This window comes from Pseudomonas gorinensis (genome assembly GCF_042015035.1).
GTDB lineage: Bacteria > Pseudomonadota > Gammaproteobacteria > Pseudomonadales > Pseudomonadaceae > Aquipseudomonas > Aquipseudomonas gorinensis.
This window is the reverse complement of sequence record NZ_CP167125.1, coordinates 123,632-146,561: the sequence shown is the minus strand read 5'-3', so window position 1 is coordinate 146,561 and position 22,930 is coordinate 123,632. Positions and strand designations below refer to the sequence as shown.

Annotated in this window: 18 protein-coding genes; 9 read left to right on the top strand and 9 right to left on the bottom strand. The window is 61.1% G+C overall.

Annotated elements, in window-relative coordinates; translation table 11 throughout:
* Positions 1-172 precede the first annotated feature (172 nt).
* From AB7933_RS00615 to AB7933_RS00605, 3 genes are all read left to right on the top strand, one after another.
* Complete coding sequence (locus tag AB7933_RS00615; protein ID WP_024078183.1) at positions 173-3,046, top strand: EAL domain-containing protein; 2,874 nt, start codon at positions 173-175, stop codon at positions 3,044-3,046.
* Between the two features lie 162 nt (positions 3,047-3,208).
* Positions 3,209-4,075 carry a transcriptional regulator HexR gene (hexR, locus tag AB7933_RS00610; RefSeq protein ID WP_010168370.1) on the top strand — a complete coding sequence of 289 codons (867 nt, stop codon included), beginning with the start codon at positions 3,209-3,211 and terminating at the stop codon, positions 4,073-4,075.
* Between the two features lie 154 nt (positions 4,076-4,229).
* Positions 4,230-4,427 (top strand): PA3496 family putative envelope integrity protein, encoded by a 198-nt coding sequence (locus AB7933_RS00605; RefSeq protein WP_081329271.1) that lies wholly within the window; start codon positions 4,230-4,232, stop codon positions 4,425-4,427.
* Here AB7933_RS00605 and AB7933_RS00600 read toward each other — a convergent pair.
* Complete coding sequence (locus AB7933_RS00600; protein WP_024078182.1) at positions 4,357-5,331, bottom strand: LysR family transcriptional regulator; 975 nt, start codon at positions 5,329-5,331, stop codon at positions 4,357-4,359. The genes AB7933_RS00605 and AB7933_RS00600 overlap by 71 nt on opposite strands.
* A 194-nt stretch (positions 5,332-5,525) precedes the next feature.
* Here AB7933_RS00600 and AB7933_RS00595 point away from each other — a divergent pair, with 194 nt between their 5' ends.
* Together AB7933_RS00595 and oadA are read left to right on the top strand one after the other, a co-directional pair.
* The gene (locus tag AB7933_RS00595) at positions 5,526-6,941 is read left to right on the top strand and encodes an acetyl-CoA carboxylase biotin carboxylase subunit (RefSeq protein ID WP_024078181.1); all 1,416 of its coding nucleotides are present in this window, start codon (positions 5,526-5,528) and stop codon (positions 6,939-6,941) included.
* Positions 6,942-6,952: 11 nt separating this feature from the next.
* Positions 6,953-8,761, top strand: a complete 1,809-nt coding sequence (gene oadA / locus AB7933_RS00590) for a sodium-extruding oxaloacetate decarboxylase subunit alpha (RefSeq protein WP_024078180.1) — start codon at positions 6,953-6,955, stop codon at positions 8,759-8,761.
* Positions 8,762-8,836: 75 nt separating this feature from the next.
* Here oadA and AB7933_RS00585 read toward each other — a convergent pair whose 3' ends face one another.
* Together AB7933_RS00585 and AB7933_RS00580 are read right to left on the bottom strand one after the other, a co-directional pair.
* A complete protein-coding gene (locus tag AB7933_RS00585; RefSeq protein WP_024078179.1) occupies positions 8,837-9,979 on the bottom strand; it encodes a hypothetical protein in 1,143 nt (380 codons plus the stop codon).
* Positions 9,980-10,088: 109 nt separating this feature from the next.
* Positions 10,089-11,390 (bottom strand): autotransporter outer membrane beta-barrel domain-containing protein, encoded by a 1,302-nt coding sequence (locus AB7933_RS00580; RefSeq protein WP_024078178.1) that lies wholly within the window; start codon positions 11,388-11,390, stop codon positions 10,089-10,091.
* Between the two features lie 302 nt (positions 11,391-11,692).
* On the opposite strand from AB7933_RS00580, the gene AB7933_RS00575 reads away from it, so the two are divergent.
* Both AB7933_RS00575 and AB7933_RS00570 read left to right on the top strand, forming a co-directional pair.
* Complete coding sequence (locus AB7933_RS00575; protein WP_024078177.1) at positions 11,693-11,938, top strand: hypothetical protein; 246 nt, start codon at positions 11,693-11,695, stop codon at positions 11,936-11,938.
* Positions 11,935-12,216, top strand: coding sequence for a helix-turn-helix domain-containing protein (locus tag AB7933_RS00570; RefSeq protein WP_024078176.1), 282 nt, complete (start codon positions 11,935-11,937; stop codon positions 12,214-12,216). Before AB7933_RS00575 ends, AB7933_RS00570 begins: the two co-directional genes overlap by 4 nt.
* Here the strand turns inward: AB7933_RS00570 and AB7933_RS00565 are convergent.
* Entirely contained in the window at positions 12,213-13,043 is an 831-nt protein-coding gene (locus AB7933_RS00565; protein ID WP_024078175.1) for an amino acid ABC transporter permease, read from the bottom strand. The genes AB7933_RS00570 and AB7933_RS00565 overlap by 4 nt on opposite strands.
* Positions 13,040-13,861 carry an ABC transporter substrate-binding protein gene (locus AB7933_RS00560; protein ID WP_024078174.1) on the bottom strand — a complete coding sequence of 274 codons (822 nt, stop codon included), beginning with the start codon at positions 13,859-13,861 and terminating at the stop codon, positions 13,040-13,042. The genes AB7933_RS00565 and AB7933_RS00560 overlap by 4 nt, the downstream gene beginning before the upstream one ends.
* Positions 13,862-13,974: 113 nt before the next feature.
* Between AB7933_RS00560 and AB7933_RS00555 the strand changes: the two genes are divergently transcribed.
* Complete coding sequence (locus AB7933_RS00555; RefSeq protein WP_024078173.1) at positions 13,975-14,874, top strand: homocysteine S-methyltransferase family protein; 900 nt, start codon at positions 13,975-13,977, stop codon at positions 14,872-14,874.
* 4 nt (positions 14,875-14,878) lie between these two features.
* Here AB7933_RS00555 and AB7933_RS00550 read toward each other — a convergent pair whose 3' ends face one another.
* From AB7933_RS00550 to AB7933_RS00540, 3 genes are read right to left on the bottom strand one after another with little or no spacing between them, the layout of a single operon-like run.
* On the bottom strand, positions 14,879-15,559 hold the full coding sequence (locus AB7933_RS00550; RefSeq protein WP_024078172.1) for a GNAT family N-acetyltransferase: 681 nt from the start codon (positions 15,557-15,559) through the stop codon (positions 14,879-14,881).
* Positions 15,560-15,569: 10 nt separating this feature from the next.
* Positions 15,570-16,016 carry a GNAT family N-acetyltransferase gene (locus AB7933_RS00545; RefSeq protein WP_024078171.1) on the bottom strand — a complete coding sequence of 149 codons (447 nt, stop codon included), beginning with the start codon at positions 16,014-16,016 and terminating at the stop codon, positions 15,570-15,572.
* Positions 16,013-16,651, bottom strand: coding sequence for an FMN-binding negative transcriptional regulator (locus AB7933_RS00540; protein WP_024078170.1), 639 nt, complete (start codon positions 16,649-16,651; stop codon positions 16,013-16,015). Before AB7933_RS00540 ends, AB7933_RS00545 begins: the two co-directional genes overlap by 4 nt.
* Positions 16,652-16,753: 102 nt before the next feature.
* Here AB7933_RS00540 and AB7933_RS00535 point away from each other — a divergent pair, with 102 nt between their 5' ends.
* Positions 16,754-18,343 (top strand): PLP-dependent aminotransferase family protein, encoded by a 1,590-nt coding sequence (locus AB7933_RS00535; protein ID WP_024078169.1) that lies wholly within the window; start codon positions 16,754-16,756, stop codon positions 18,341-18,343.
* Here the strand turns inward: AB7933_RS00535 and AB7933_RS00530 are convergent.
* A complete protein-coding gene (locus AB7933_RS00530) occupies positions 18,299-22,891 on the bottom strand; it encodes a dermonecrotic toxin domain-containing protein (protein ID WP_024078168.1) in 4,593 nt (1,530 codons plus the stop codon). The genes AB7933_RS00535 and AB7933_RS00530 overlap by 45 nt on opposite strands.
* Between the last annotated feature and the right edge of the window lie 39 nt (positions 22,892-22,930).

The window sequence follows — 22,930 nt, the reverse complement described above, 5'->3', positions numbered from 1 at the left end:
TGACCGGTCAGTCAATGGCCGCAGCCCGCGCAGCGTCTCGCTCAAGCTGTCTGGCCCCTGGGTTTGCGCCGGATGACCATGCAGTTTTTATGACGTGGAGCAGTTTGGCCCAAGCGCTTGCTTGTGTATGCTCCGTCGACGTTTCGGGCTCACCATTATAAGAACACTGCCTATGACTCTCAGCACCGATCTGTTCAGCCCCTCGGCGGCGCCAGCGCAGGTCATCCACAAACACTACGCCACCGAGATGGCGGTCGAGCGCACACGCCTGCTCTATCAGGGCTCGCTGCTGCCGACCCTGTTGATGCTGGTCAACGGCCTGGTCTGCGCCTGGCTGCTCTGGAACCCCACGCAATACTTGTTGGACAGCATTTGGCTGGTCTGGCTGCTCGCCCTGGTGGCCATGCGCGTGATCCAGGTGGCGGCCTTTGATTCGGCCATGCCCAGCCGCCAGGCGCAGCCGATCTGGCGCCGCAGGTTCATGCTCGGCTCGGCCGCCAGCGGGCTGACCCTGGCCACTGCCGCCATTGCCCTGGTGCCGGTGGACAGCTTTACGCAGCAGGCCTGGGTGTTCGGCCTGATTGGTGCGGCCACGTTGTCTGCCAGCGTGGCCTACGCGGTGAGCTTGCCCGCATTCCTGTCATTCGCCTTGCCATGCCTGGTGCCGGCCATCGTCTATCTGTTCTGGAACGGTGCCCCGCAACAACAAGGCTGGGGGGTACTTGGCCTGATCCTGCTGGCGTCCCTGAGCGTGGTGGCGTGGCAGGTCAATCGCCTGATCCAGCGCGGGCTGTTGCGACGTTTCCAAAACCAGGCGCTGATCGAACATCTCCAGCAGGCGCAACAGCGCAGTGAGCAGTTGAACCAGGACCTGGTGCGCGAAGTCGAGCAACGCCGCCAAGTCGAACAGGAACTGCGCGAAGCGCAAATCGGCCTGCAAGACCGCGTGGCGCAACGCAGCCAGGAACTGGACGCGGCCAGCCTGGCCCTGAACAAAAGCGAAGCGCGCCTGGCGATGGCCTTGCAAGCCAGCGAACTGGGGCTGTGGGACTGGAACCTGCAAACCGACGAGGTGCACCACACCCAGCTCAAAGAACTGTTCGGGCTGGAGCCCGAGTACGTCACGGCGATGCTCAGCCACCTCAAGCCGCGCCTGCACCCCGACGACCTGCCGTTGCTCAAGCGTGCCCTGGTGGAGCACCTCAAGGGTCGCAGTGAGGACTACCAGGTGGAATACCGCGTGCGCCATGGCGATGGCCACTGGGTGTGGATCGAAGACCGTGGCCGCGCCGTGGAGCGTGCGCCCAGCGGACGGGTCACGCGCATGCTGGGTACCCGTCGCGATATCAGTGCCGGCAAGGCCCTGGAAGAACAACAGCGCCTGGCCTCGACCGTGTTCGAAGCCGCCAGTGAAGGCATTGTGATCCTTGACCCGGACTACGTGCTGATCGCCGTCAACCGGGCTTTCAGTCGCGTCACCGGCTTCGACATCGACGATATGCTGGGTCGCAATGTCGTGGAGTTGCCCAGCAGTCGTGATGCGCGGCGTCACTTCCCGGTGATCCGCCAGGCGCTGCTCAGCCACGGCACCTGGCAGGGTGAACTGGTGGAGACACGCAAGAGTGGCGAGTTGTATCCGCAGTGGCTGCAACTGAATGTTGTGCGGGATGCTCGAGGAAAAGTCAGCCATATCGTGGGCTTCTTCGCCGATCTGTCGGCGCGGCGTGAGTCCGAGGAGCGTATGCGCTACCTCACCCACTATGACGAATTGACCGGCCTGGCCAATCGCTCGCTGTTTCGCGAACGCCTGCGCGAAGCCCACCAGCGCGTCCGCCAGGGCGGGCGTAGCCTGGCGCTGCTGCATATCAACCTGGACCGCTTCAAGTTGCTCAATGACAGCCTGGGCCATGAAGTGGCCGACCAGTTGTTACAGAAAATGGCGCGGCGCTTGATCAACGCCCTGCCGGAAGCCGACACCATTGCGCGACTGTCCGGCGACGAATTCGCTGTGCTCTTCGATGCCTATGGCAACTTGTCGAGCCTCGCGCGGGTCGCCACGCGGCTACTGGCCAAGCTGCGTGTGCCGGTGGCAGTGGAAGGGCATGAGCTGGTAGTCAGTGCCTCTATGGGGGTCAGCCTGTTACCGGACAACGCGCGGGAAATTTCAGCCTTGGTCAGCCAGGCGAACATGGCCATGCAGCATGCCAAGCACCTGGGCGGTAATAACTTCCAGTTCTACACCGACAGCCTGCAAGCCAGCACGCTGGAGCGTTTGCAACTGGAAAACCATCTGCGTAAAGCCATTGAAGAGCGCCAGCTCACGGTGTTCTACCAACCCAAATTATGCCTGGCCACCGGCCAACTGAACGCCGCCGAGGCGTTGATTCGCTGGGAGCATCCGCAATGGGGCATGGTGCCACCGGGGGACTTTATCGGCCTGGCCGAAGAAACCGGCCTGATCGTGCCGCTGGGCGAGTTTGTGCTGCGCCAGGCCTGCTGGCAGGCCTGCGAGTGGCAGCGCCAAGGGTTGGCGCCGATCCGGGTGTCGGTGAACCTGTCGGTGCACCAGTTGCGCCAGGGCAAGCTGGTCAGCCTGGTGCGCCAGGTGCTGGAAGAAACCGGGCTGGACCCGCAATACCTCGAACTGGAGCTGACCGAAAGCCAGTTGCTCGACAGCGTGGAACACATCATCGCGACTTTCCAGCAACTGCGGGACCTGGGGGTGAAGCTGGCCATTGATGATTTCGGCACCGGTTATTCGTCCCTCAGCTACCTCAAGCGCATCCCGGTGGACTACGTGAAGATCGACCAGACCTTTATTCGTGGCCTCGGCCAGGGGCGCGAAGACGCGGCCATTACGCGGGCGATCATTGCAATGGCCCACGGGCTGGCGCTCAAGGTGGTGGCCGAAGGCGTGGAAGACCAACAGCAGTTGGATTTCCTGCGGGGGGAGCGTTGTGACGAGGTGCAGGGCTACCTGATCAGTCGGCCGATGGAAGCCGATGGCCTGGCAGAGTTGTTACGAAAAAAAGCAGATTTTTCCTAGCACCGGGCCTTCAGCCATTGTGGCTACAACTCGCCTGCCCTTAGATTCAAAGGGCAGCAGGGCGATTAAGTGATGCATCGGACGGGCAAAACGACAATTCTTGTAGTATAACTACAAGCTTGCTACATCCCTGGCGCCTGCCAATAACAAGAGTCCTGCCCTTTGAACCTGTTGCAACATATCGCCCAGTCGCGCCACCTGTTACGCAAATCGGAACTCAAGGTTGCCGATCACGTGCTGCTAGACCCTGCGGCCGTCATGCACAGTTCCATGGCCGACCTGGCCCACAGCGTGGGCATCAGTGAGCCGACCATCGTGCGTTTTTGCCGCGCCATCGGTTGCTCCGGGTTCCAGGACTTGAAACTCAAGCTGGCCCAAAGCCTGGCCGCTGGCGCGAGCTTCGGGCAGTTTGCGATCCATGAAGACGACTCGGTCGCTGACTACAGCCTGAAAATCTTCGACACCACCCTGCACACCCTGATGGAAGTGCGTGAGAAGCTCGACCCGGTGGAGCTGCAAAAGGCCGTGACCGCCATGTCCCAGGCCCAGCGTGTCGAGTTCTACGGTTTTGGCGCATCAGGTGCTGTCGCCGCGGATGCCCAGCACAAGTTCTTCCGCCTGCTGTTGACCGCTGCGGCCTATAGCGATCCGCATATGCAGGCAATGTCGGCCGTGACCTTGAAGCCGACCGACGTGGCCATCTGCATTTCCCAGTCCGGTCGCTCCAAAGACCTGCTGATCACCGCCAACCTGGTGCGTGAAAGCGGCGCCACGTTGATCACCTTGTGCCCGAGCCAGACGCCGTTGGCGGAACTGTCCACGGTCAACCTGGCGATCGACGTGCATGAAGACACGGAAATCTACACGCCGCTGACGTCGCGCATCGCCCACCTGGTGGTGATCGACGTGTTGGCGATGGGTGTGGCCATGGCGCGCGGTCCGAGCCTGGTCAATCACCTCAAGAGCGTGAAACGCAGTCTGCGCAGCCTGCGGCTCTCGCCCAAGTCCGTCAAAGCCCTCGACGACTGATTCTAAGGTTGCATTCGTTCCAAAGGTGGGAGGGGGCTTGTCCCCTCCCACCTTTGCATCTTCTGTGTGTCCAGAATCTTCACCAGGCTGTCATCGTCATGTCATCCGCCGAGCCGATCCTGTACTCCCCGTACTCGCATTGGGAGACTCCAAAATGACCCGGCACTACGAAGACAGCAACAGCTCCGTCAAGACCCGTCGTCAACAGGAAGACCAGCGCCGCATGGCGTTCCGTCGCGCAATCGAAGACCGCTGCGACCAGCGCCAGCTGCAGCAGAGCATCAGTGACTACCCGGAACTGCACTGGCAGGCACCCGCGGCTGCCCAGCGAAGCGCTCAGCCAACGCGCTGATCTGCACCCGCTCGCTGCGGATAAAGCCCAGGAATGCATGGGCCACCGGTGACAGGCGCTTGGCCTTGGCCTGCACCAGGCACCAACTGCGGTACAGCGGCAGCTCTTCCACCGGCAGCTCCTTGAGCCCGCCGGTGGCCAGTTCCAGGTTCAGGGCGTGGCGCGTCAACAAGGCCACGCCCAACCCTGCCACCACGCACTCACGCTGCGCCTCGGCCGAGGCCACCTCCACCGTCTGGGTGAAGTGCACGCGTTTTTCCTTGAAGTACTCCTCGCAGGCCAATCGCGTACCGGAGCCCGGTTCGCGCAGCAGCAGCGTGTAGGGTTCCAGGTCCTGCAAGCGCAAGGGGCCCTGGAGGCTCAAAGGGTGATCGGGTGGCGCCACGGCAACGATGGGGTTGTTAAGGAACGGCAGGAACTCCAGGCCCATGTCCTGAGGCACCATGGACATGATCACCAAGTCATCACGGTTGTCCGAAAGCCTGCGGATCACCTGGGCACGGTTGACCACCGTCAGGTGCAACTGCACTTCGGGATGCTGGCGCTTGAACGCGGCAAACAGGTGCGGTACGAAATACTTGGCGCTGGATTCCACGGCCAGCTTCAACTGGCCCTGCAACGAACCCTGCATGTCCGATAGCTGCATATCGAGGTTTTCCAGGCGCCCGAAAATATCGCGACTGGCCCGTTGCAGGGCTTCGGCGGCCTCGGTCATGTAGAGCTTTTTGCCCACATAGTCGAACAACGGCTGGCCGATCAGCTCTTCCAGCTGGCGAATTTGTAGGCTGACGGCCGGTTGGGTGAGAGACATTTCCTCGGCGGCACGGCTGTACGAGCGCAAATCACACACCTCATTGAAGATCTGCAATTGCCGTAATGTCAGCCTCATCAATGACTTACGCATTTTTAAATCCCCTCGATCCCATCCAGTGTGTCGACTATAAGTCTTTACTTATGCGCGACCCAATAATTATTGATTTTTGTTAATCCCTCTACGGGCTTAGTGTGGGGCTGCGACTGGCTTGAAACATTTGGTCACGCGCCGACCCGGGTCTAGCGGGTCGAAGAACGCAGCAATCGGCTCAAGGGAATTTCCAAGTGATAAAAAAGATCCTGATCGCCAACCGTGGTGAAATTGCCGTACGAATCGTGCGTGCTTGCGCCGAGATGGGCATTCGCTCGGTCGCGGTCTATTCCGACGCCGACCGCCATGCGTTGCACGTCAAGCGTGCCGACGAGGCCCACAGCATCGGTGCCGAGCCCCTGTCCGGCTACCTGAACCCGCGCAAGCTGGTGAACCTGGCGGTGGAAACCGGCTGTGATGCCTTGCACCCCGGCTACGGCTTCCTGTCGGAAAACGCCGAACTGGCAGACATTTGTGCCGAACGTGGGATCAAATTCATTGGTCCTTCGGCTGAAGTGATTCGCCGTATGGGTGACAAGACCGAAGCGCGCCGCAGCATGATCAAGGCCGGCGTACCGGTCACGCCCGGCACTGAAGGCAATGTCGCCGATATCGCCGAAGCCCTCACTGAAGGCGACCGTATCGGTTACCCGGTGATGCTCAAGGCCACCTCCGGTGGTGGCGGTCGCGGCATCCGTCGTTGCAACAGCCGCGAAGAACTCGAACAAGCCTTCCCCCGCGTGATCTCCGAAGCCACCAAGGCGTTCGGTTCGGCGGAAGTGTTCCTGGAAAAATGCATCGTCAATCCCAAGCATATCGAGGCGCAGATCCTCGGTGACAGCTTTGGCAATGTGGTGCACCTGTTCGAGCGCGATTGCTCGATCCAGCGCCGCAACCAAAAGCTTATCGAAATCGCCCCGAGCCCGCAGTTGACCCCGGAACAGCGCGCCTATATCGGCGACCTGTCGGTGCGCGCGGCCAAGGCTGTGGGCTACGAAAACGCCGGCACCGTGGAGTTCCTGCTCGCCGAGGGCGAGGTGTACTTCATGGAGATGAACACCCGGGTGCAGGTGGAACACACCATCACCGAAGAAATCACCGGGATCGACATTGTCCGCGAGCAGATCCGCATCGCCTCGGGCCTGCCGCTGTCGGTGAAGCAGGAAGACATCCAGCACCGTGGTTTCGCGTTGCAGTTCCGTATCAACGCCGAAGACCCGAAAAACAACTTCCTGCCCAGTTTCGGCAAGATCACCCGTTACTACGCGCCCGGCGGCCCCGGCGTGCGCACCGACACGGCGATCTATACCGGCTACACCATCCCGCCGTTCTACGACTCCATGTGCCTGAAACTGGTGGTGTGGGCGTTGACCTGGGAAGAAGCCATGGACCGCGGCCTGCGTGCCCTGGATGACATGCGCCTGCAAGGCGTGAAGACCACCGCCGCTTACTATCAGGAAATCCTGCGCAACCCGGAATTCCGCAGCGGCCAGTTCAACACCAGTTTTGTGGAAAGCCATCCTGAGCTGACCAACTACTCGATCAAGCGCAAACCCGAAGAGCTGGCCCTGGCCATCGCCGCCGCCATCGCCGCCCACGCAGGCCTGTGAGGAACATAATAATGAGCAAGAAAATCTTCGTTACTGACACCATCCTGCGCGACGCTCACCAATCGTTGCTGGCGACACGCATGCGCACCGACGACATGCTGCCGATCTGCGACAAGCTCGACAAAGTCGGCTACTGGTCCCTGGAAGTCTGGGGCGGCGCGACCTTCGATGCCTGTGTGCGCTTTTTGAAGGAAGACCCGTGGGAACGCCTGCGTAAACTGCGCGCCGCATTGCCTAACACGCGCCTGCAAATGCTGCTGCGTGGCCAGAACCTGCTGGGCTACCGCCACTACAGCGACGACGTGGTCAGGGCCTTCGTCGCCAAGGCCGCCGTGAATGGCATCGACGTGTTCCGCATCTTCGACGCCATGAATGACGTGCGTAACCTGCGCGTGGCCATTGAAGCGGTCAAGGCCGCCGGCAAGCATGCCCAGGGCACCATCGCCTATACCACCAGTCCGGTGCACACCATCGACGCCTTTGTGGCCCAGGCCAAGCAAATGGAAGCCATGGGCTGCGACTCGGTGGCGATCAAGGACATGGCCGGCCTGCTGACCCCGTACGCCACGGGCGAACTGGTCAAGGCGCTGAAAGCCGAGCAGAACCTGCCGGTGTTCATCCACTCGCACGACACGGCGGGTTTGGCCGCGATGTGCCAACTCAAGGCCATCGAAAACGGTGCCGACCATATCGACACCGCGATCTCCAGCTTCGCCTGGGGCACCAGCCACCCAGGTACCGAGTCGATGGTCGCCGCCCTTAAAGGCAGCGAGTTCGACACAGGGCTCGACCTGGAATTGCTGCAGGAAATTGGTTTGTACTTCTACGCGGTGCGCAAGAAGTACCACCAGTTTGAGAGCGAATTCACCGCCGTCGATACCCGCGTGCAAGTCAACCAGGTGCCGGGCGGGATGATTTCCAACCTGGCCAACCAGCTCAAGGAGCAGGGCGCGCTCAACCGCATGGGGGAAGTGCTGGCTGAAATTCCTCGGGTGCGTGAGGACCTCGGCTTCCCGCCGTTGGTCACCCCGACTTCGCAGATCGTCGGCACCCAGGCGTTCTTCAACGTGCTGGCCGGCGAGCGCTACAAGACCATCACCAACGAAGTGAAGTTGTACCTGCAAGGCGGCTACGGCAAGGCGCCGGGCACGGTGAACGAGAAGTTGCGCCGCCAGGCCATCGGCAGCGAAGACGTGATCGACGTGCGCCCGGCCGATTTGCTCAAGCCGGAAATGACCAAGCTGCGCGGTGAAATCGGCACATTGGCCAAGTCTGAAGAAGACGTGCTGACCTACGCCATGTTCCCGGACATCGGTCGCAAATTCCTCGAAGAGCGCGACGCCGGCACCCTCACCCCGGAAGTGCTGTTGCCGATCCCCGAAGCAGGCGGCGTGGCCCGTGCCGGTGGCGAAGGCGTACCGACCGAGTTCGTCATCGACGTGCACGGCGAGAGCTACCGCGTGGACATCACCGGTGTTGGCGTGAAGGCTGAAGGCAAGCGCCATTTCTACCTGTCCATCGACGGCATGCCTGAAGAAGTGGTGTTCGAACCGCTCAACGAGTTTGTCAGCGGCGGCAGCAGCAAGCGCAAGCAAGCCACCGAGCCGGGTCATGTGAGCACGGCGATGCCGGGCAATATCGTAGACGTGCTGGTCAAGGTTGGTGACGTGGTCAAGGCCGGCCAGGCCGTGTTGATTACCGAAGCCATGAAGATGGAAACCGAAGTGCAGGCTGCGATTGCCGGCAAGGTGGCTGCGGTTCACGTGACCAAGGGCGACCGGGTCAACCCGGGCGAAATCCTGATTGAAATCGAAGGCTGATCCCTAGCCTTCGACACTACCGCTTAATCCTCGGGGGGGCAGGTGCCCCCCTTTTTTTTGTCCGCGATTTGGTACTCAGGCGGTGGGATCATTGCGTTTGAAGGTGACGAAGACGCCGTCAGGGCGATAAGTCAGCGTAGGGACCAGGGTCTTCAAGTTGCTGGTGATGCCGGCGAACGGGCTTTCGACGTGCTTGGCGCTGAGGAGCGGCAAGGGTTGCGAGAGCAGCGCATCGTTTTCGTTTTCGACGTGGATAGCCAGCGTCGCCCCGCGCAGGTCGGCGGTGTTGCCAATGTTCGAGGGGGTATGGGTTTGGTCTGCGCCCAGCGTCAGGGCCAGCGTCGAGCCATGTCGCATGCGCAGGTCCTGCTCGACGTGGGTGGCTGGATCCAGCCGCAATGTTCCCGCGACCTCAAGGTTGGCCACGGTGCCGCCGGCGTAGGTGGCGTCAGGTTGGACGGTCATGGAACCGCCGATTTTGCTCTGGTTGACCAGGGTTGCACCGCTGTAGACCGCACCTTGCTGATTGACCGGGACTTCACCTGTGAGGGTCCAGTTGCCAGAGCCCACCCACAGATGCTGCATCTGGCGGGCACCATCGAATGTGCCGCCCCTGGCATCGTCCAGAATTACCTGGTTGGTGCCACTGCCCCCGTCAACCACACCTTCGAAGCGCCCACCGCTGCGGACGATGAGCATATCGTTGCCGCCCCCCATGCTCAGCGCTACGCCATGGCTGCCAATGATCAAGCCGGCGTTGACCACTTCATCATCCTGGTCGCCTTCCAGCCTTACCCCGGCGCCATTCTTGCCGGTGATGCTGCCGTGGTTTTCGAGCCACACCGGTGCCAGGCCGGTGCTGGTGAAGCCGTTGCGCTCGCCAACGGTTTTGGCCGTCGCGCTGTTGATAATCTCGATGCCGCGCAACGAGGTTGCAGTGCCGGCTGGAGCACTAGGGATAAGCAGCCTGGCGGCGTTGTCGATGTCCAGGCCATTGCCATTGTTGAGTGTGATGGTTGCCGAGCTGAACCGGGCGTCGGGCTTGATCGCAGGTTGATCATTGAGCGCAGCGGCGATGTCTGTGCGGCCGGCCGGCTTGTCCTGGCGGGTACCCGCGGCGGTGCCAGGCGGCGTCTGCGATATGGATTGCGCCAGTGTGTGTATGCCATACCCCATCAGGGCACCGACGGAAGGGATGTACGGGAAGATCGACGACATAATTTCCGGCCTCGCAAGTGTAGGAGACCGGAATGTAGCCAGTAACGTAGCCGGCGGCTGTCAGGCCTGATAACAACGCTATGAGGGAATGTTCCTCGGTTTCATGAGGTTAAAACCTCATTTGCCATTGCCCCATCAGGCCCTGGCTGTGGCTGTTGGTGCCCGCTTCCCCCTGGTAGGCCAAGCCGACGGTGTGTTGCGGCGACAGCGCGAGGTCCAGCCCGGCCTGCCAGTTCAGGCTGTTGCGGTCCAGGGAAGCGCCGACCAGGGTGAAGTCGTCAATCGCGAACGGCATGTAGCGGTAGGACTGGCGGACGCGGCTGTCGACCTTGCCATAGAGGCGTTTCCAATCGGCGCTGATATGGGGGATGAGCCTGACCTGGTTATCGAACCGATACTGGCTCGCCAGGCGCAGGCCCAGGGTGCTGTTCAGGTTTTGCTGGGTTTGTGAGCCAACGTTCAGTGCCGCCAGGCCACCTTTTTCCTGGAACCGGTCGCGGTGATAGCGTTGATAGCCAAGGCCGCCGAAGGGCTCGATACTCAAGTCCGCGCTGCCCAACTGATAGCCCACTTCCGAGAACAGGGTTTGGCTCTGGGCTTTGTAGTCGCCCTTGAGTTGCTGTTTGTTATCGAGCAACTGGACGCTGCGTTTGTTCTGCCCGGCGTGGCGGCTATAGATCGCTCCCAGGCGCAGGCCCAGCGGGCCGTCCTGGTGCACGGCATAACCGCCCAGGTGCCAACTGTCCAGGTCGGCGGAAAAACGCTGGGCGTCGAGGCGGCTGGTGGATTTTGCGCCCATTACGCCGATCCGCCAGGCGTGGTCCAGTGCCCAGTCGGCGCCTGTCAGCAGGCCTCGGTTGGCGTACTTCAGGCCCGCACTGCCGCCTTGTTTGTCGAGGCGGCCGTCTTGGCCCAGTCCCTGTACCCAGACATGAGCGTCGTCATTGGTGGGCAGGGCGCGCAGGGTCGACAGCAATTGGCTGCCCAGTTGCTGTGTGATGTTCTGGGTCGCCGCCGCCAGGTTGGCATTCTGGCTGCCGGCCAATTGTTCAAGGGCCGCACCGACCCCTCCGGGCTGCTGCATCAATGCCTCATTGAAGCTTTCCAACTCTTTGATCTGCTCTGAGGTCAGCTCGCCGGATTCCAGTAACCGAATCAAGGCAGGCTCCAGCACCTGGGCCACCCGTAGGCCATTAAGGGTCGTGGCTTGGCGAGTCAGGTAGCCGTCGAGGGGAGTGGCTTGCTCGATCGGGGCCGACATCCATTCGTCGTAATCGTCATAGTCGTCGTAGTCAGGCACAAGCAGTTCGAACTGATAAGGTGTGCCTGTTTGCGCCTGGGCGAGGGGAGCGCTGGCAATACCAATGGCGAGGATGACCGCACGCGTGAGTTTCTGGAGTGTAAAGGGCATGAATTCCTGACCTCTGATAAGTGAGGCCGGGAATTTAGCGAGATGGCGGGGCGATAACTGTCAGGCCATCGACCGCTGGTTTGCGGGAGTTGTCTCTAGTTCAGGGCGATTAAAAACGGATCTGTTTTGACCGAACGATGGTGTACGGGACCTTGATAGATATGCATTTTAATGCAGCTAAGGGTCCAACTTTAGCGCTTTGATTGCATTATATTGCGCTTCGTCTGCTGCTACAGTCAGATTTATGCACTATGTTGCGTTTATCAGGCCGGTCAATTACCTCGAGGTGCATTTAGTTGCGTATGGACAATGCCTACAGGCTTACCTTGCAGATATTCGATGCCGGTCATTGGCAGGATGCGATGACGCTTGAGTTTTCCGAGCCTGATAAAGGTTTTGCAAGCCCCTGCCGTTTTGGCTACGAGTCCACCTACCTGGTCGATCACCTGGACGAGATGGATACCCTTTTTGCCAAGGCGGTGAGTGTAAGGGTGCCATTGAACTGGTCACAGGAGACACCCAAGCACGCGCCGGCCTTTCTCCAATGAGTCTCTCGCTCAGTCAGCGTGCACAAGTGATTGAAAGCATCGAGCAGGGCTTGTCTGACGGTTCGCTCGAAATAGGCGACGCCGTACGCCGCCTGCGTACCGAAGTCACAGGCCTGCACCAGAGCCAGTTCGCGCAGATGTGCAAGATATCCGTGCGTACCCTGGTGCATATCGAGCATGGCGAAGGCAATCAAACCTTGAAATCGCTGAACGCCGTGTTCCGCCCCTTTGGTTTGCAGATGGGCGTGGTCAAGGTGCGTCGCAAAAGGGATGACTAGGTCCGTCGTACGTAGCCCTTGCCGTAATGCCGCTCCATGCGCGCCTGGATCAGCTCCAGCCCGAGGGACATCACCCAATAGATGATCGCTGCAGTGGTGAGCATCTCGATGTAGCGATAGCTGGAGCGACCATAGGATTGGGCCAGGAACATCACTTCCCATACCCCCATCACTGAGATCAGGGACGAGTCCTTGAGCATCGAGATAAATTGGTTGGTGGCGGGCGGAATGATCGTGCGCATGGCCTGGGGCAGGGTGACATGCCAGAAGATCGCACTGTCGCGCATGCCCAGGGCCAGGGCTGCTTCCCGTTGGCCATGGGGTACCCCGAGGATGCCGGCGCGGAAAATCTCGCTCAGGTAGGCGCCATAGTTCAGCGACAGCGCGATGATCCCGGCGACGATGGCGCCCGGTACCAGGCCCAGTTGCGGCAGTCCCAGATAGATCAGCAGGATCTGGATCAGCAACGGCGTACCCCGAAAGAACGAGGCGTAAAAACTCGCAATGCCAAAGGCCACGGCGCTTTTCGACAGACGCCCCAGCGCAGTGATGAAACCCAGTATCGACGATGCCACGATCGAGCACAGGCACAGGAATACCGTCAGCGCCGCGCCTTGCAGAAAACCGTTGGGCGCCAGGTGCACGCCAACCAGGTTGGGCAGCTTGTCGAGGATGATCGAGAACTTCAGGTCAAAGCTCAGGAAAAAACTGGCGAACAGGCAAAACAGCGCGGCCCAGGTCAGGTACAGGCGCGTACGAAAACCCAGGAGTCGCTGGCGTCGCGACTCGGTCACGGGTGGCTTGGGAGGAGTGGGGAACGCGGTCATTGGCTGATGTCGGCGCCAATCCATTTCTTCGACAGCTGGCTCAAGGTGCCGTCCTGCTTCAACTGCGCAAAGACCTCACGCACTTTGGCGTCCCACTGCGGGTCGCCTTTTTCGATGGCCACCGAGTTGGGTTCGGCGTACAGCGGTTCGCCGGCAAGCTTGAAGCGTTTGTCCTGGTTCAGGCGTGGTTGGGCGGTGACCAGGTTGGTCAGGATGGCGTCCAGGCGTACGCCGGCACCCAGGCCCAGGTCCTGGAAGGCCACGTTATCGGTATCGTACGGGGCGATCTGGACGTTCTCGAAGGGGTACTGCAGTTGCGTGTCTTCGGCGCCTTCGATCACCAGGTTTTTGTTCAGGTAGCTTTCGTAACTGGAGGCGCTGGTGAGGCCGACTTTTTTGCCGCTCAAGTCCTTGGCGCCGTGGATGCGCTCATCCTGGGCGTTGACCACGATCACCGCAGGCGAGGCGTAGTACTCCACCGGGAAGTCGAACACTTCGGCGCGGGCCTTGCTTGGGGTCATCGAGCAGATGCAAATGTCATAGCGCCCGCTCCAGCGGCCGGCGGCAATGACGTCCCAGGAAGGGGTTTCCAGGCGCAGTTTCACGCCCAGTTTTTGCGCCACGGCCTTCGCCACATCGACGTCAAAACCATCGAGTTGGTTTTGTTCGTTGAGGAACGAGAAAGGCGGGTAGCTTTCCATCAGCACCCCCACCAGTTCTTTCTTCTGTTCAACCCGGTCCAGAGTCGCACCGCCGAAGGCTTGGGTGGAGGCAGCCAGAATCGTTAGGCCCAAGGCCAGGAGCGGTTTTAGTTTCAAGGGCGACACCTAAATAAAAAAGAGGTTGTGATGAACCGAAGTGTACGTATTAAATAGTTATAAGAACGACTCTCATAGTGAGTTATTTTCATAAGCTTATGAGTAAAAAGCATATGCCCGCAACACGCACAGTAATTCTCGATGGTGGCATGGGCCGCGAACTGCAACGCCGAGGCGCGCCGTTTCGGCAGCCGGAGTGGTCAGCGCTGGCGTTGAGTGAAGCTCCCCAGGCCGTGGAGGCGGTGCATGCGGCTTACATCCAGAGCGGCGCCAATGTGATCACCAGCAACAGCTATGCCGTTGTGCCGTTTCATATCGGCGAAGCCCGGTTTGCCGCCGAGGGCCAGGCCCTGGCGGCGCTGGCAGGTGAGTTGGCGCAGCGCGCGGTGGAGGCTTCCGGCCAGGCCGTACGCGTGGCAGGCTCATTGCCGCCGCTGTTTGGTTCTTATCGGCCAGACCTGTTTGAGGCCGACCGAGTCAACGAGTTGCTGACGCCACTGGTGCAGGGCCTGGCTCCCCACGTTGACCTGTGGCTGGCGGAAACCCAGAGTTCGATCGTCGAGGCGCGGGCCATCCATGCCGGTCTGCCGCGGGATGGGAAACCGTTCTGGCTGTCATTTACCTTGAAGGATGAAGACACCGACGAAGTCCCGCGCCTGCGCTCTGGCGAACCGGTGGTAGACGCGGCCGAAGCGGCGGCACAACTGGGGGTGGAGGTCCTGCTGTTCAATTGCAGCCAACCTGAAGTGATTGGCGCGGCGATCGATGCGGCGCGCCAGACCTTCGAACGCTTGGGCGTGGCGATCCAGATCGGCGCCTACGCCAATGCGTTCCCGCCGCAACCCAAGGAGGCCACGGCCAACGACGGCCTCGACCCGCTGCGTGATGATCTCGACCCGCCCGGCTACCTGCACTGGGCCGCCGACTGGCAGGCGCGCGGCGCCAGCCACCTGGGCGGTTGCTGCGGGATCGGGCCGGAGCATATTGCGGTGTTGGCCCAGAAGCTGGCTTAACCGTTTAAAGAGCCTGGCGGCGACACTCCGCCAGGCTTTTCAATTGGCCTGAACCTGCCTGGTTCGCCTGCGACAACCACGCTTCAAACCCCGCCCCAACGGTTGGCCATTCCGAGTCGATGATCGAATACCACGCGGTGTCCCGGTTCTTGCCCTTGACCACCGTATGCTGGCGAAACACCCCTTCAAAACTGAAGCCCAACCGTTCGGCCGCGTATTTGGAGCGGTCGTTGGCGTTGTTGCACTTCCATTCCAGGCGGCGATAGCCCTGGTCAAAGGCGTACTTGGCCAGCAGGTACACCGCCTCGGTGCTTTTTGGCGAGCGTTGCATCGGGGCGCCGAAGGTCACGTGGCCGATTTCGATGCGGCCATGCTCCGGGACGATGGACATCAGGCTGAGGATGCCTTGGACCTGGCCGGTCGCACGGTCGATCACGCTGAAAAAATAGGGGTCGCTGTGCGCAGCATGGTTGTTCAGCCAGTCATTGAAGGCGCTGCGCTCGGGGAAGGGGCCATAGGGCAGATAGTCCCACAGCTTGGGATCGGCGCCGGGACCTTGCAGGGCGTTGAACAGATCGTCGCCATGGCGGGCCGGGTCGAGTTTCTCCAGGCGGATGAAGCGCCCTTCGAGCAGTTGAACGGTGGGCGCCGGGGCGCCTTTCCAGTCGGCGAGAGAAGTGGGCATGCTGCGCTCCTTAAAGACCTTTGCGAAATTGGATGAAACCAGGGCGTTCGGCGATGCGCTCGTAGAGCTGGATCGCGGTGGCATTGGTCTCGTGGGTCAGCCAATGCACCTTGCAGCAACCATCGGCCTTGGCGGTGGTGTAGACGAATTCGATCAGCTTGCGGCCGACACCCGTACCCCGTTGGGCCGGGTCCACCAGCAAGTCTTGCAGGTAGCAGGAATTCTCGATGCTCCAGTTGGAGCGGTGGTAGATGAAGTTGACCATGCCCACGGCCTTGCCGTCTTGCCAGGCCAGGGCTGAATGGGTTGGCTCCTGGGGATCGATCAGGCGTTGCCAGGTGTTCTGGCTCACGGCGTCCGGCAGTTCGGTGTTGTAGAACTTCAAGTACGCTTGCCACAGCGGCAGCCAGGCGGCGTGGTCGGCGGCGGTAACGGGGCGGATATCGATCTGGCTCATTCTGGCGTTCCTGGAGGCATAAAGCGGGCGAGGGTCTGGTCGCGCACGTCGACACTGGTGGCCAGGCCCGCCTGCACGCCGGCGATATCCGCCGCGCTGCGGTTCTGGCTGAGTTTGCGTTTGCCGACCAGGCGCTCGATCGGCAGGGCGAAGGCAACAATGGCCTTGAGCATGCCGTCAATGTAGTCGGCCGGGGCGTCGCTGACTTTCCATGGCTGGGGGCGGTTGCCTTCATGACGATCGGTCAGCGCGGTGACCACGGCGAGCACACGTTCGGCGTCGGTGAATACCTCGGCCTTGCCATAGGCATGCACCGCGATGTAATTCCAGGTGGGCACCACTTTGCCGTGCTCGGCTTTCGCTGGGTAAAACGCCGGGCTGATGTAGGCGTCTGCGCCGGCAAAGATCACCAGCGCATCGCTGCCATTTTGCAGGTCGTGCCACTGGGGATTGGCTTTGGCCAAGTGCCCGTAGAGTGTGCCGTTGGGGCCTTCGTCGGGGTTGATCAACAGCGGCAGGTGGCTGGCTTGCAGGCCTTGCTCACCAAAGGTCACCAACTGCGCCAGGCGGGTGTGCTGGATCAGTTGCTGCAGTTCGGGCAAATCGTCGAGAACAAAGGCGCGGGGTGTGTACATGGAAATATTCCTTGGCGAATGCCTGCATCCTAGGCAGGCTAATGGTTCGTTGTAAGAGCCATCTAGGGCCAATTTCATAGGTCCAATTCGCGAGAGTCCAGCATGTCATCCAGTGCGCCGCCGTTATCGTTCAACCCAGCCGGCATTGAGCTGGATCGCCGCCAAGGGCTGACACGCCAGCTGTACGAAGCGTTGCGCCAACGGGTGCTGGACGGTCGTCTGGTCAGTGGCACGCGGTTGCCCGCCAGCCGTGACCTGGCGGCGGCGCTGTCGATTTCTCGCAACAGTGTGGTGCGCGCCTACGATCAGCTCTATGCCGAGGGGTTTATTGAGAGCCGGGTCGGCGACGGCACTTATGTGGCGCAACTGCCCACCTCAAAAAAACTATCCACAAAACTATCCACAGGGTTTTCAACAGGCTTATCCCCAGGGTTATCCACAAATGACCTTCAAAAAGCGCCTTCAGCGGCCGAAAAAGTTATCCACAGCCCGGCCATGGGACGCCTTGAAACCAATCATTTACCCCTGCCGCCTGTGGGGCCACCTCGGGCATTTCGAGTGGGGGTGCCTGCATTCGATCTGTTCCCTTTCGATGTCTGGGCCAAGCTGAATGCGGCTTTCTGGCGCAAGCCGAACTTAGAACACCTGTGTTACGGCCACCCGGCGGGGGATGAACGACTGCGCGGGTTGATCGCTGCCTACTTGCGCACCTCCCGAGGCTTGCAGTGCACGGCTGAGCAAATTGTGATCACCAGTGGCGCGCAGCAGGCAATCAGCCTTTGTGCACAGTTGCTGGTGGCGCCTGGCGATGGGGTCGCGGTTGAAAACCCAGGTTACCGCGCGGCCGGGCATGCCTTTGCGCTTGCCGGTGGGCGTTTGCATGGCGTGGCGGTGGACGGGGAGGGCATTGATTGCGCGGCGTTGAGCCGCCTCATCGACTGCCGTCTGGCCTATGTCACTCCGTCCCACCAGTACCCCCTGGGTGTGGTCATGAGCCTGGCCCGACGCCTGGAGTTGCTGGCCTGGGCGGAACGCAGCGGTGGCTGGATCGTCGAGGACGACTATGACGGCGAGTATCGCTACAGCGGCGCGCCCCTGTCGCCGCTGGCGGCGTTGGACCGTAGCGGGCGCGTGCTGTATGTGGGCACCTTCGGCAAAGTCGCGTTTCCGGCATTGCGCTTGGGCTACCTGGTATTGCCGCCAACCTTGGTCGATGCGTTTGCTCGGCGTCGTGCCGTGGATGTGCGGCACTCAGAGGTCAGCACCCAGGCGGTGATGGCCGAGTTCATGGCGGCGGGCCATTTCCAACGCCATATCCGCCGCATGCGCCGCGCCGCCCTCAGCCGGCGTAATGCGCTGCTGAACGGATGGCCGAGCGGACTCGAGGGGGTGAGCGGCCTGCCGAATGTCGCAGCGGGCCTGCACCTTACCGTGCGGGTGGACAGCCTGGCCCGTGAACAACAGTTGGTGGCGCAGGCTCGTGCGGTAGCGGTGGAGGTCAACGGCTTGAGCAGCTATTGGCTGCCCGACTCCAGCACGCCACCGGACCTGCGGGCCGGGCTGGTGCTGGGGTTTGCCGCGGTGCCGCAGGCGGATATCGCACAGGCCCTGGCGCGTCTCTACAAGGCCTGGCATTGCCAGCCGCCGTCAGGGCGCGGGCACCGACGGAGCGGGCTGTGTGAAGAACAGTAAACGGGCCAGGTGAGGGCCTATTTCGCTGCGGTACACGGCGATGCTCTCGTGGTCGTCGGTTCTGGTCGGTGTCTGGTACTTGCCACCCAAGCGTCGCTGCGCCTTGGTCTTGAGGTGTGCGGCGGTGTAAGCCTCTTCGGGACCTACCAGCTCTTTATAGTGAAAGTGGGCATACCACAGTGCATTCGAGCTTTGCGTGTCGAGAATCTCGTACTCCTTCAAATAGCCTTTGTTGCGCCCGGAGAGCTTGCTGCGTGAGCCGGGCAACGGTTTGATAACGATCTCTTTTTCGCGGTACAGCAGTTCGACATGGGCGGCTGTCGGTGGCCGCTGCTTGAGCATGGTGAGCTTAAGCCGGCGTCCCTCGTCATAGAGGCGCTTGACCGCCGTATCGAGATTACGATTGATCAGGGCTGCCGACGGAGCCCCGCTTTCAGTCAGGTTGCTGGCGGTCAATGCCTCCTCGATATCACGGCCGGCCTGTTCCAACTGTTTGATCTGGCGGTGGAAACGCTCTTCGATTTCCACGGGCAACCGGCGTGTGTCACTGGCCAGGCCCTTGGTGCGCTCGATGAAGGGCTCCATCTCGTCGAGCAACGTCTGGCCGCTGGCAATGGCGGCGCTCACGGTGCGTGGCATGGTGTGTGTCGATGGCGCGCTCGGGCGCTCGTGCTCCACCCACACCCCCGGTTCCTTTTCATGAAACAAGGCAATCACTTTGCCGGTCAGCGGTTGCTTCACCTCCACCAGGGGAGTGGATTCGCCACTTAATGGCGCGCGCTCTTCTCCTACCACCACGCCCTGGAAGCGGGTCTTGATCACCTTTTTCTGCGGCCTCGGCACGGGCCTGGACGGGCCCGCCACGTGCGACTCCCAGGCTTTTCGCTGGCGCAGCAATGCCGTCAAGCGTTTGACCGCGCGCTGGGAGAACTCCTCGGTGAGCGCTCGCAGGTCTCCAAGGGCAGGCCGATGCACATCATCGGGAAAGTCAGCCGGTAAGTCGGCCAGGCTTTGGTCCAGGCTGGTGAACTGTTCCACCAGGCTATCGAGGGCTTCGATCTGGTCATCCAGCGGAACCGGGGTATCTGGTTGCAAGGTTTCGCAGAGGCTCTGTACCGCCAGTTCGGTTTTTTCGACGATCTGGTTGACGACCGCACGGGCGGTCGCTGAGCCGGCCGGGGCGTTCTCCTTAATACATAGGAAACGCGACAAGGTGATCCTGAAGGCCTTGAGATTCTCCAGTTCTATCTTGGGTAATAGCTTTTCATTGTGTTGAGCCCGCATCACACCCTTCTCGCCCAGGGCGCGGGCCTCGTTGAAACGCGAGTGCAGGTCACTGAAGCGATTGATCAAGTCCTGGGCCTGCAGGTCGATGGCGCGGCAGTCTTCCAGCGCTGCTTGTGTATCTGACGGCTCGGGATCGTCCAGGAATTGAGAGGCCGTGTTCAAGCTCTCCTGAAAACGCTCCAGCTGTTCGGCCGTGGCGCTTCGCGCCAGTATCATCTGCTCGTCCAGGTATTCGAGCATGGCCTCCTGGTAATTGGGCACGCTATCGAGCAGGTTCAACGATTTCAGCTGGGCGATCGGCACGTCCAACTCACTCAGGCGTGTGGAAACCTGTGTGAGGAAGGCGGTGCTGGCGGCTTCACGATCGGCGGGTGTTGCCGCGTCGATGGCTCTCTGGGACTCAATGATTTGCTCGCGCCGCTGCATGGTCCGGGAGTCGAAAGCCTCCAGTTGTTCGCGTAACTCGTGGATTTTCGGCGGCCTCAGGCGCTCGCCTTTCTTGCGTCGGCTACGCAGCCCGCCGCCCCGCAGCCGCAGCCGGGTGTCGACAAACCACTGCCCCAGGCGGTTGTTGATCAAGGATGGCCCCTCCCGTCGCGGGTCCTTGGGGTCGATAATCATCACCGCGTCATTTTCGTCGATGGTCACCTCAAACCAACGCTCCCCTACAGGGGCGTACCATGCTTGGCCCTTGGCATACAGGTGCAGGTGGGGCCCAGGCGTGACGGTTTGGGCCGCCAACCCTTCGGGTTTGGGCAGGCTGAAGCTGTCCAGCAGCTTGGCCAGGCTGAGGCGGCCACGGGTCAATGCACCGCTGCTGCGCAGTATCGGTTCATGGGTTGGGGTCAGGTCGGCGGTGCTGACGGTGGGTTTTTGAATGAACACAGGTTTGCGCCGTAGCGGCGGCTCGGGTGCCAGGGCGGGCTTTTCAAGTGTGCGTGTCGGCGCGTGCTGGAGGCTGATCTGCAGGGCCAGGACCAGGCCCAGGGTCAGGAACGCATCCACCAGCGCCGAGGTGCTGGCCGGGCGGTCGCCGCTCGCCTCGGCATCGATGATGTGCTGGATATCGTCCATGATTTGCCAGATCCAGGCCGCGGCACCCACGGTTCGGCCCAGGAATGGCAACGCATTATTGAGAATCAGCCAGCCCGCGTGCTTCAGGCTCTCCCAGCGAGCTTCGGCATTGGAGACTGACTGGCGGTCGGCCAAGGTCACCAGGGCACGGGCGTTAGCGTTGTAAAGTTCAGTGAAGGGATCTGTGCTCAGGGCCTGGGTACTGAATTCGATGGGACCACTCATCACCAATGAACTCACCGGCTCGCTGAGCAGCGTGGGGAGTATCCAGGGCGAAGGCACGCTACCGGGGAAGACGAACTGGGCGTAGTCCGAACGTACGGCATCGGGAAGCCACGCGAGTACTGATTGGCGCAATGGTGTGTCTTGCTTGATCGCATAAAGCAGGTTGGCCAATGACGGGAATTGCATCAAAGGCGCGTCGGAAAGCGGTCGATACAAGAGGCATGGGCCGTTTTTCGGCTCCTGCGGCCCGATGATAAACATGTTGTCGACGGTGTCCGCACCGCCTAGCACACGCCACTTTGGGCGTAGCGCCAAGGGGCGAATGACCACTTCATCGCCATCCACCCGGCGTTCCTGCGCATGGGTGGCCATCGCCGCGCGCACATAGCGATAACCCTGTTCATCAATGTTGAACTGGTCGCGGATTTTGTACTGCAAGGCCAGCAAGGGTAGTTGCAGGCGTAGCTGCCCGCGGTACAACTGTTGACGCTTCAAGGCTTGTTCGGTGTTGGTCAATAACTGCGTGTTGACCTGCGCCGGGTAGCTTTGGCCGATATTCGCCTGGGTGACCAGTTGTTCCACATAGGTGGGCGTCAGCCAGGCGGGTGTCGGGCGCCCACTTTTGTAGCTCACGGTTTTGTTTCCCAGCGGGAGCGCGATCAGGTTTTGCAAGGCCAATTCAACCAGGCTGAATGTCTCGGTTTGCGTCCTGCCAGGTATCGTGACCGTGCCCCAGATCACTTGGCTGGTGACCGTTATTACAATGTGCTCAGGGTCCAGGCCGGTGGCCTCGGGGTGATCCCGGGTGAGCAATGCCTTCAGGGCCTGGCGCGTAAAATCGGTGATAGTCGGCAGGCCGTCCATGAAGGTTTTTCCCTCGTCCCGGGCGTTCTGATTGGCGAGGTCGATCATGTAGCGCCCGTAAGCCGATTGATCGGCCTGCGAGGCTTGCAGCAACCATTGCGGTAAGGCGCGTCGGATATGGCCCATATGCGACTGATCGAGCCGCAGGAGTTGGGCAGCTTCTGTGCTGCCTTCTTTCAGGGACAGCAGGTCCTGGGGTTCAGCGGTTAAAAAACCGAGCGAGCCAATGGCCTCGACTTGCAGGCCAATCAAACTGCAGGCCTGGTGTTCGAAAAAATCACCGTCTGGCTCCAGCAGCCGCCAGTTCAGGGTTTCACCGGATGAGTTGCCAATGCATGCCTGCAGTGATTCGCCGAGCGCCTGGGTGTCGACGAATTTTCTGTACCCGTCGATGATCGAGTAGCTGAGGATGATGGACCGGTCGCCGTGGCTGGCGATCAGTACGGCAACTGCCGTGACGTTAATATGCTGGTTGGCTGCACCATCCTGCATATCGATGTCCACCAGGTAGGCCCGCGTTCCATATTTGTCGCGGGGCTGGCGCTCGACGTAATCGGGGTAATGAAACACCGTGCGGGCAATGGCGCAGTCGTCGGCGTCCCAGCCGTCGACTTCCTGCACATTCCAGGCATTACGCAATGCCTGGGCCAAGGCTCGCCAGCGCGGGCCCCTGCCGTCGCTTTGGTTCCAGAATTCCATCTGCTGTTCCTGGTAGGCGACAAACATCAGCGGCGCCAGCTCGTTGATCAGCCGGGCAATCGCGTCGATTCTGACGGGCAGGTGCGCTTGCGGTTTACCCGTCGAGCGATAGGCCAGATAGTGTTCACGGTCCAGATAGGTCACCGGCTCGCCGGAAAAGGCACTGCGCGCCAGTGCGCTCGTGAGGGTTTCGGTGTGCGGCTTGCCCGGGAGGATTGTGTCATCCACCGGATACCATTGGGGTTGATACACCGTGGCCAGGTCCGGGTTGATTTCCAGTTCCGGGTACATCTCGTCCAAGGCCTGGCGCAGGGTGGCCGAGGCCACTTCACGCACGGAAGGGCCGGAGCTCAGTTGGGTCAGTATTTCGCTGTTTTCGGGTGAAACAACATCGTTCATGTGGGCAGTCCTGATCAGGCGGAAAACATCCGTGTGTCA

Coding starts and splice junctions, on each gene's coding strand:
- AB7933_RS00615 (WP_024078183.1), top strand. CDS start 173: ATGACTCTCAGCACCGATCTGTTCAGCCCCTCGGCGGCGCCAGCGCAG.
- AB7933_RS00605 (WP_081329271.1), top strand. CDS start 4,230: ATGACCCGGCACTACGAAGACAGCAACAGCTCCGTCAAGACCCGTCGT.
- AB7933_RS00600 (WP_024078182.1), bottom strand. CDS start 5,331: ATGCGTAAGTCATTGATGAGGCTGACATTACGGCAATTGCAGATCTTC.
- oadA (WP_024078180.1), top strand. CDS start 6,953: ATGAGCAAGAAAATCTTCGTTACTGACACCATCCTGCGCGACGCTCAC.
- AB7933_RS00585 (WP_024078179.1), bottom strand. CDS start 9,979: ATGTCGTCGATCTTCCCGTACATCCCTTCCGTCGGTGCCCTGATGGGG.
- AB7933_RS00580 (WP_024078178.1), bottom strand. CDS start 11,390: ATGCCCTTTACACTCCAGAAACTCACGCGTGCGGTCATCCTCGCCATT.
- AB7933_RS00575 (WP_024078177.1), top strand. CDS start 11,693: ATGGACAATGCCTACAGGCTTACCTTGCAGATATTCGATGCCGGTCAT.
- AB7933_RS00570 (WP_024078176.1), top strand. CDS start 11,935: ATGAGTCTCTCGCTCAGTCAGCGTGCACAAGTGATTGAAAGCATCGAG.
- AB7933_RS00565 (WP_024078175.1), bottom strand. CDS start 13,043: ATGACCGCGTTCCCCACTCCTCCCAAGCCACCCGTGACCGAGTCGCGA.
- AB7933_RS00555 (WP_024078173.1), top strand. CDS start 13,975: ATGCCCGCAACACGCACAGTAATTCTCGATGGTGGCATGGGCCGCGAA.
- AB7933_RS00550 (WP_024078172.1), bottom strand. CDS start 15,559: ATGCCCACTTCTCTCGCCGACTGGAAAGGCGCCCCGGCGCCCACCGTT.
- AB7933_RS00545 (WP_024078171.1), bottom strand. CDS start 16,016: ATGAGCCAGATCGATATCCGCCCCGTTACCGCCGCCGACCACGCCGCC.
- AB7933_RS00540 (WP_024078170.1), bottom strand. CDS start 16,651: ATGTACACACCCCGCGCCTTTGTTCTCGACGATTTGCCCGAACTGCAG.
- AB7933_RS00535 (WP_024078169.1), top strand. CDS start 16,754: ATGTCATCCAGTGCGCCGCCGTTATCGTTCAACCCAGCCGGCATTGAG.
- AB7933_RS00530 (WP_024078168.1), bottom strand. CDS start 22,891: ATGAACGATGTTGTTTCACCCGAAAACAGCGAAATACTGACCCAACTG.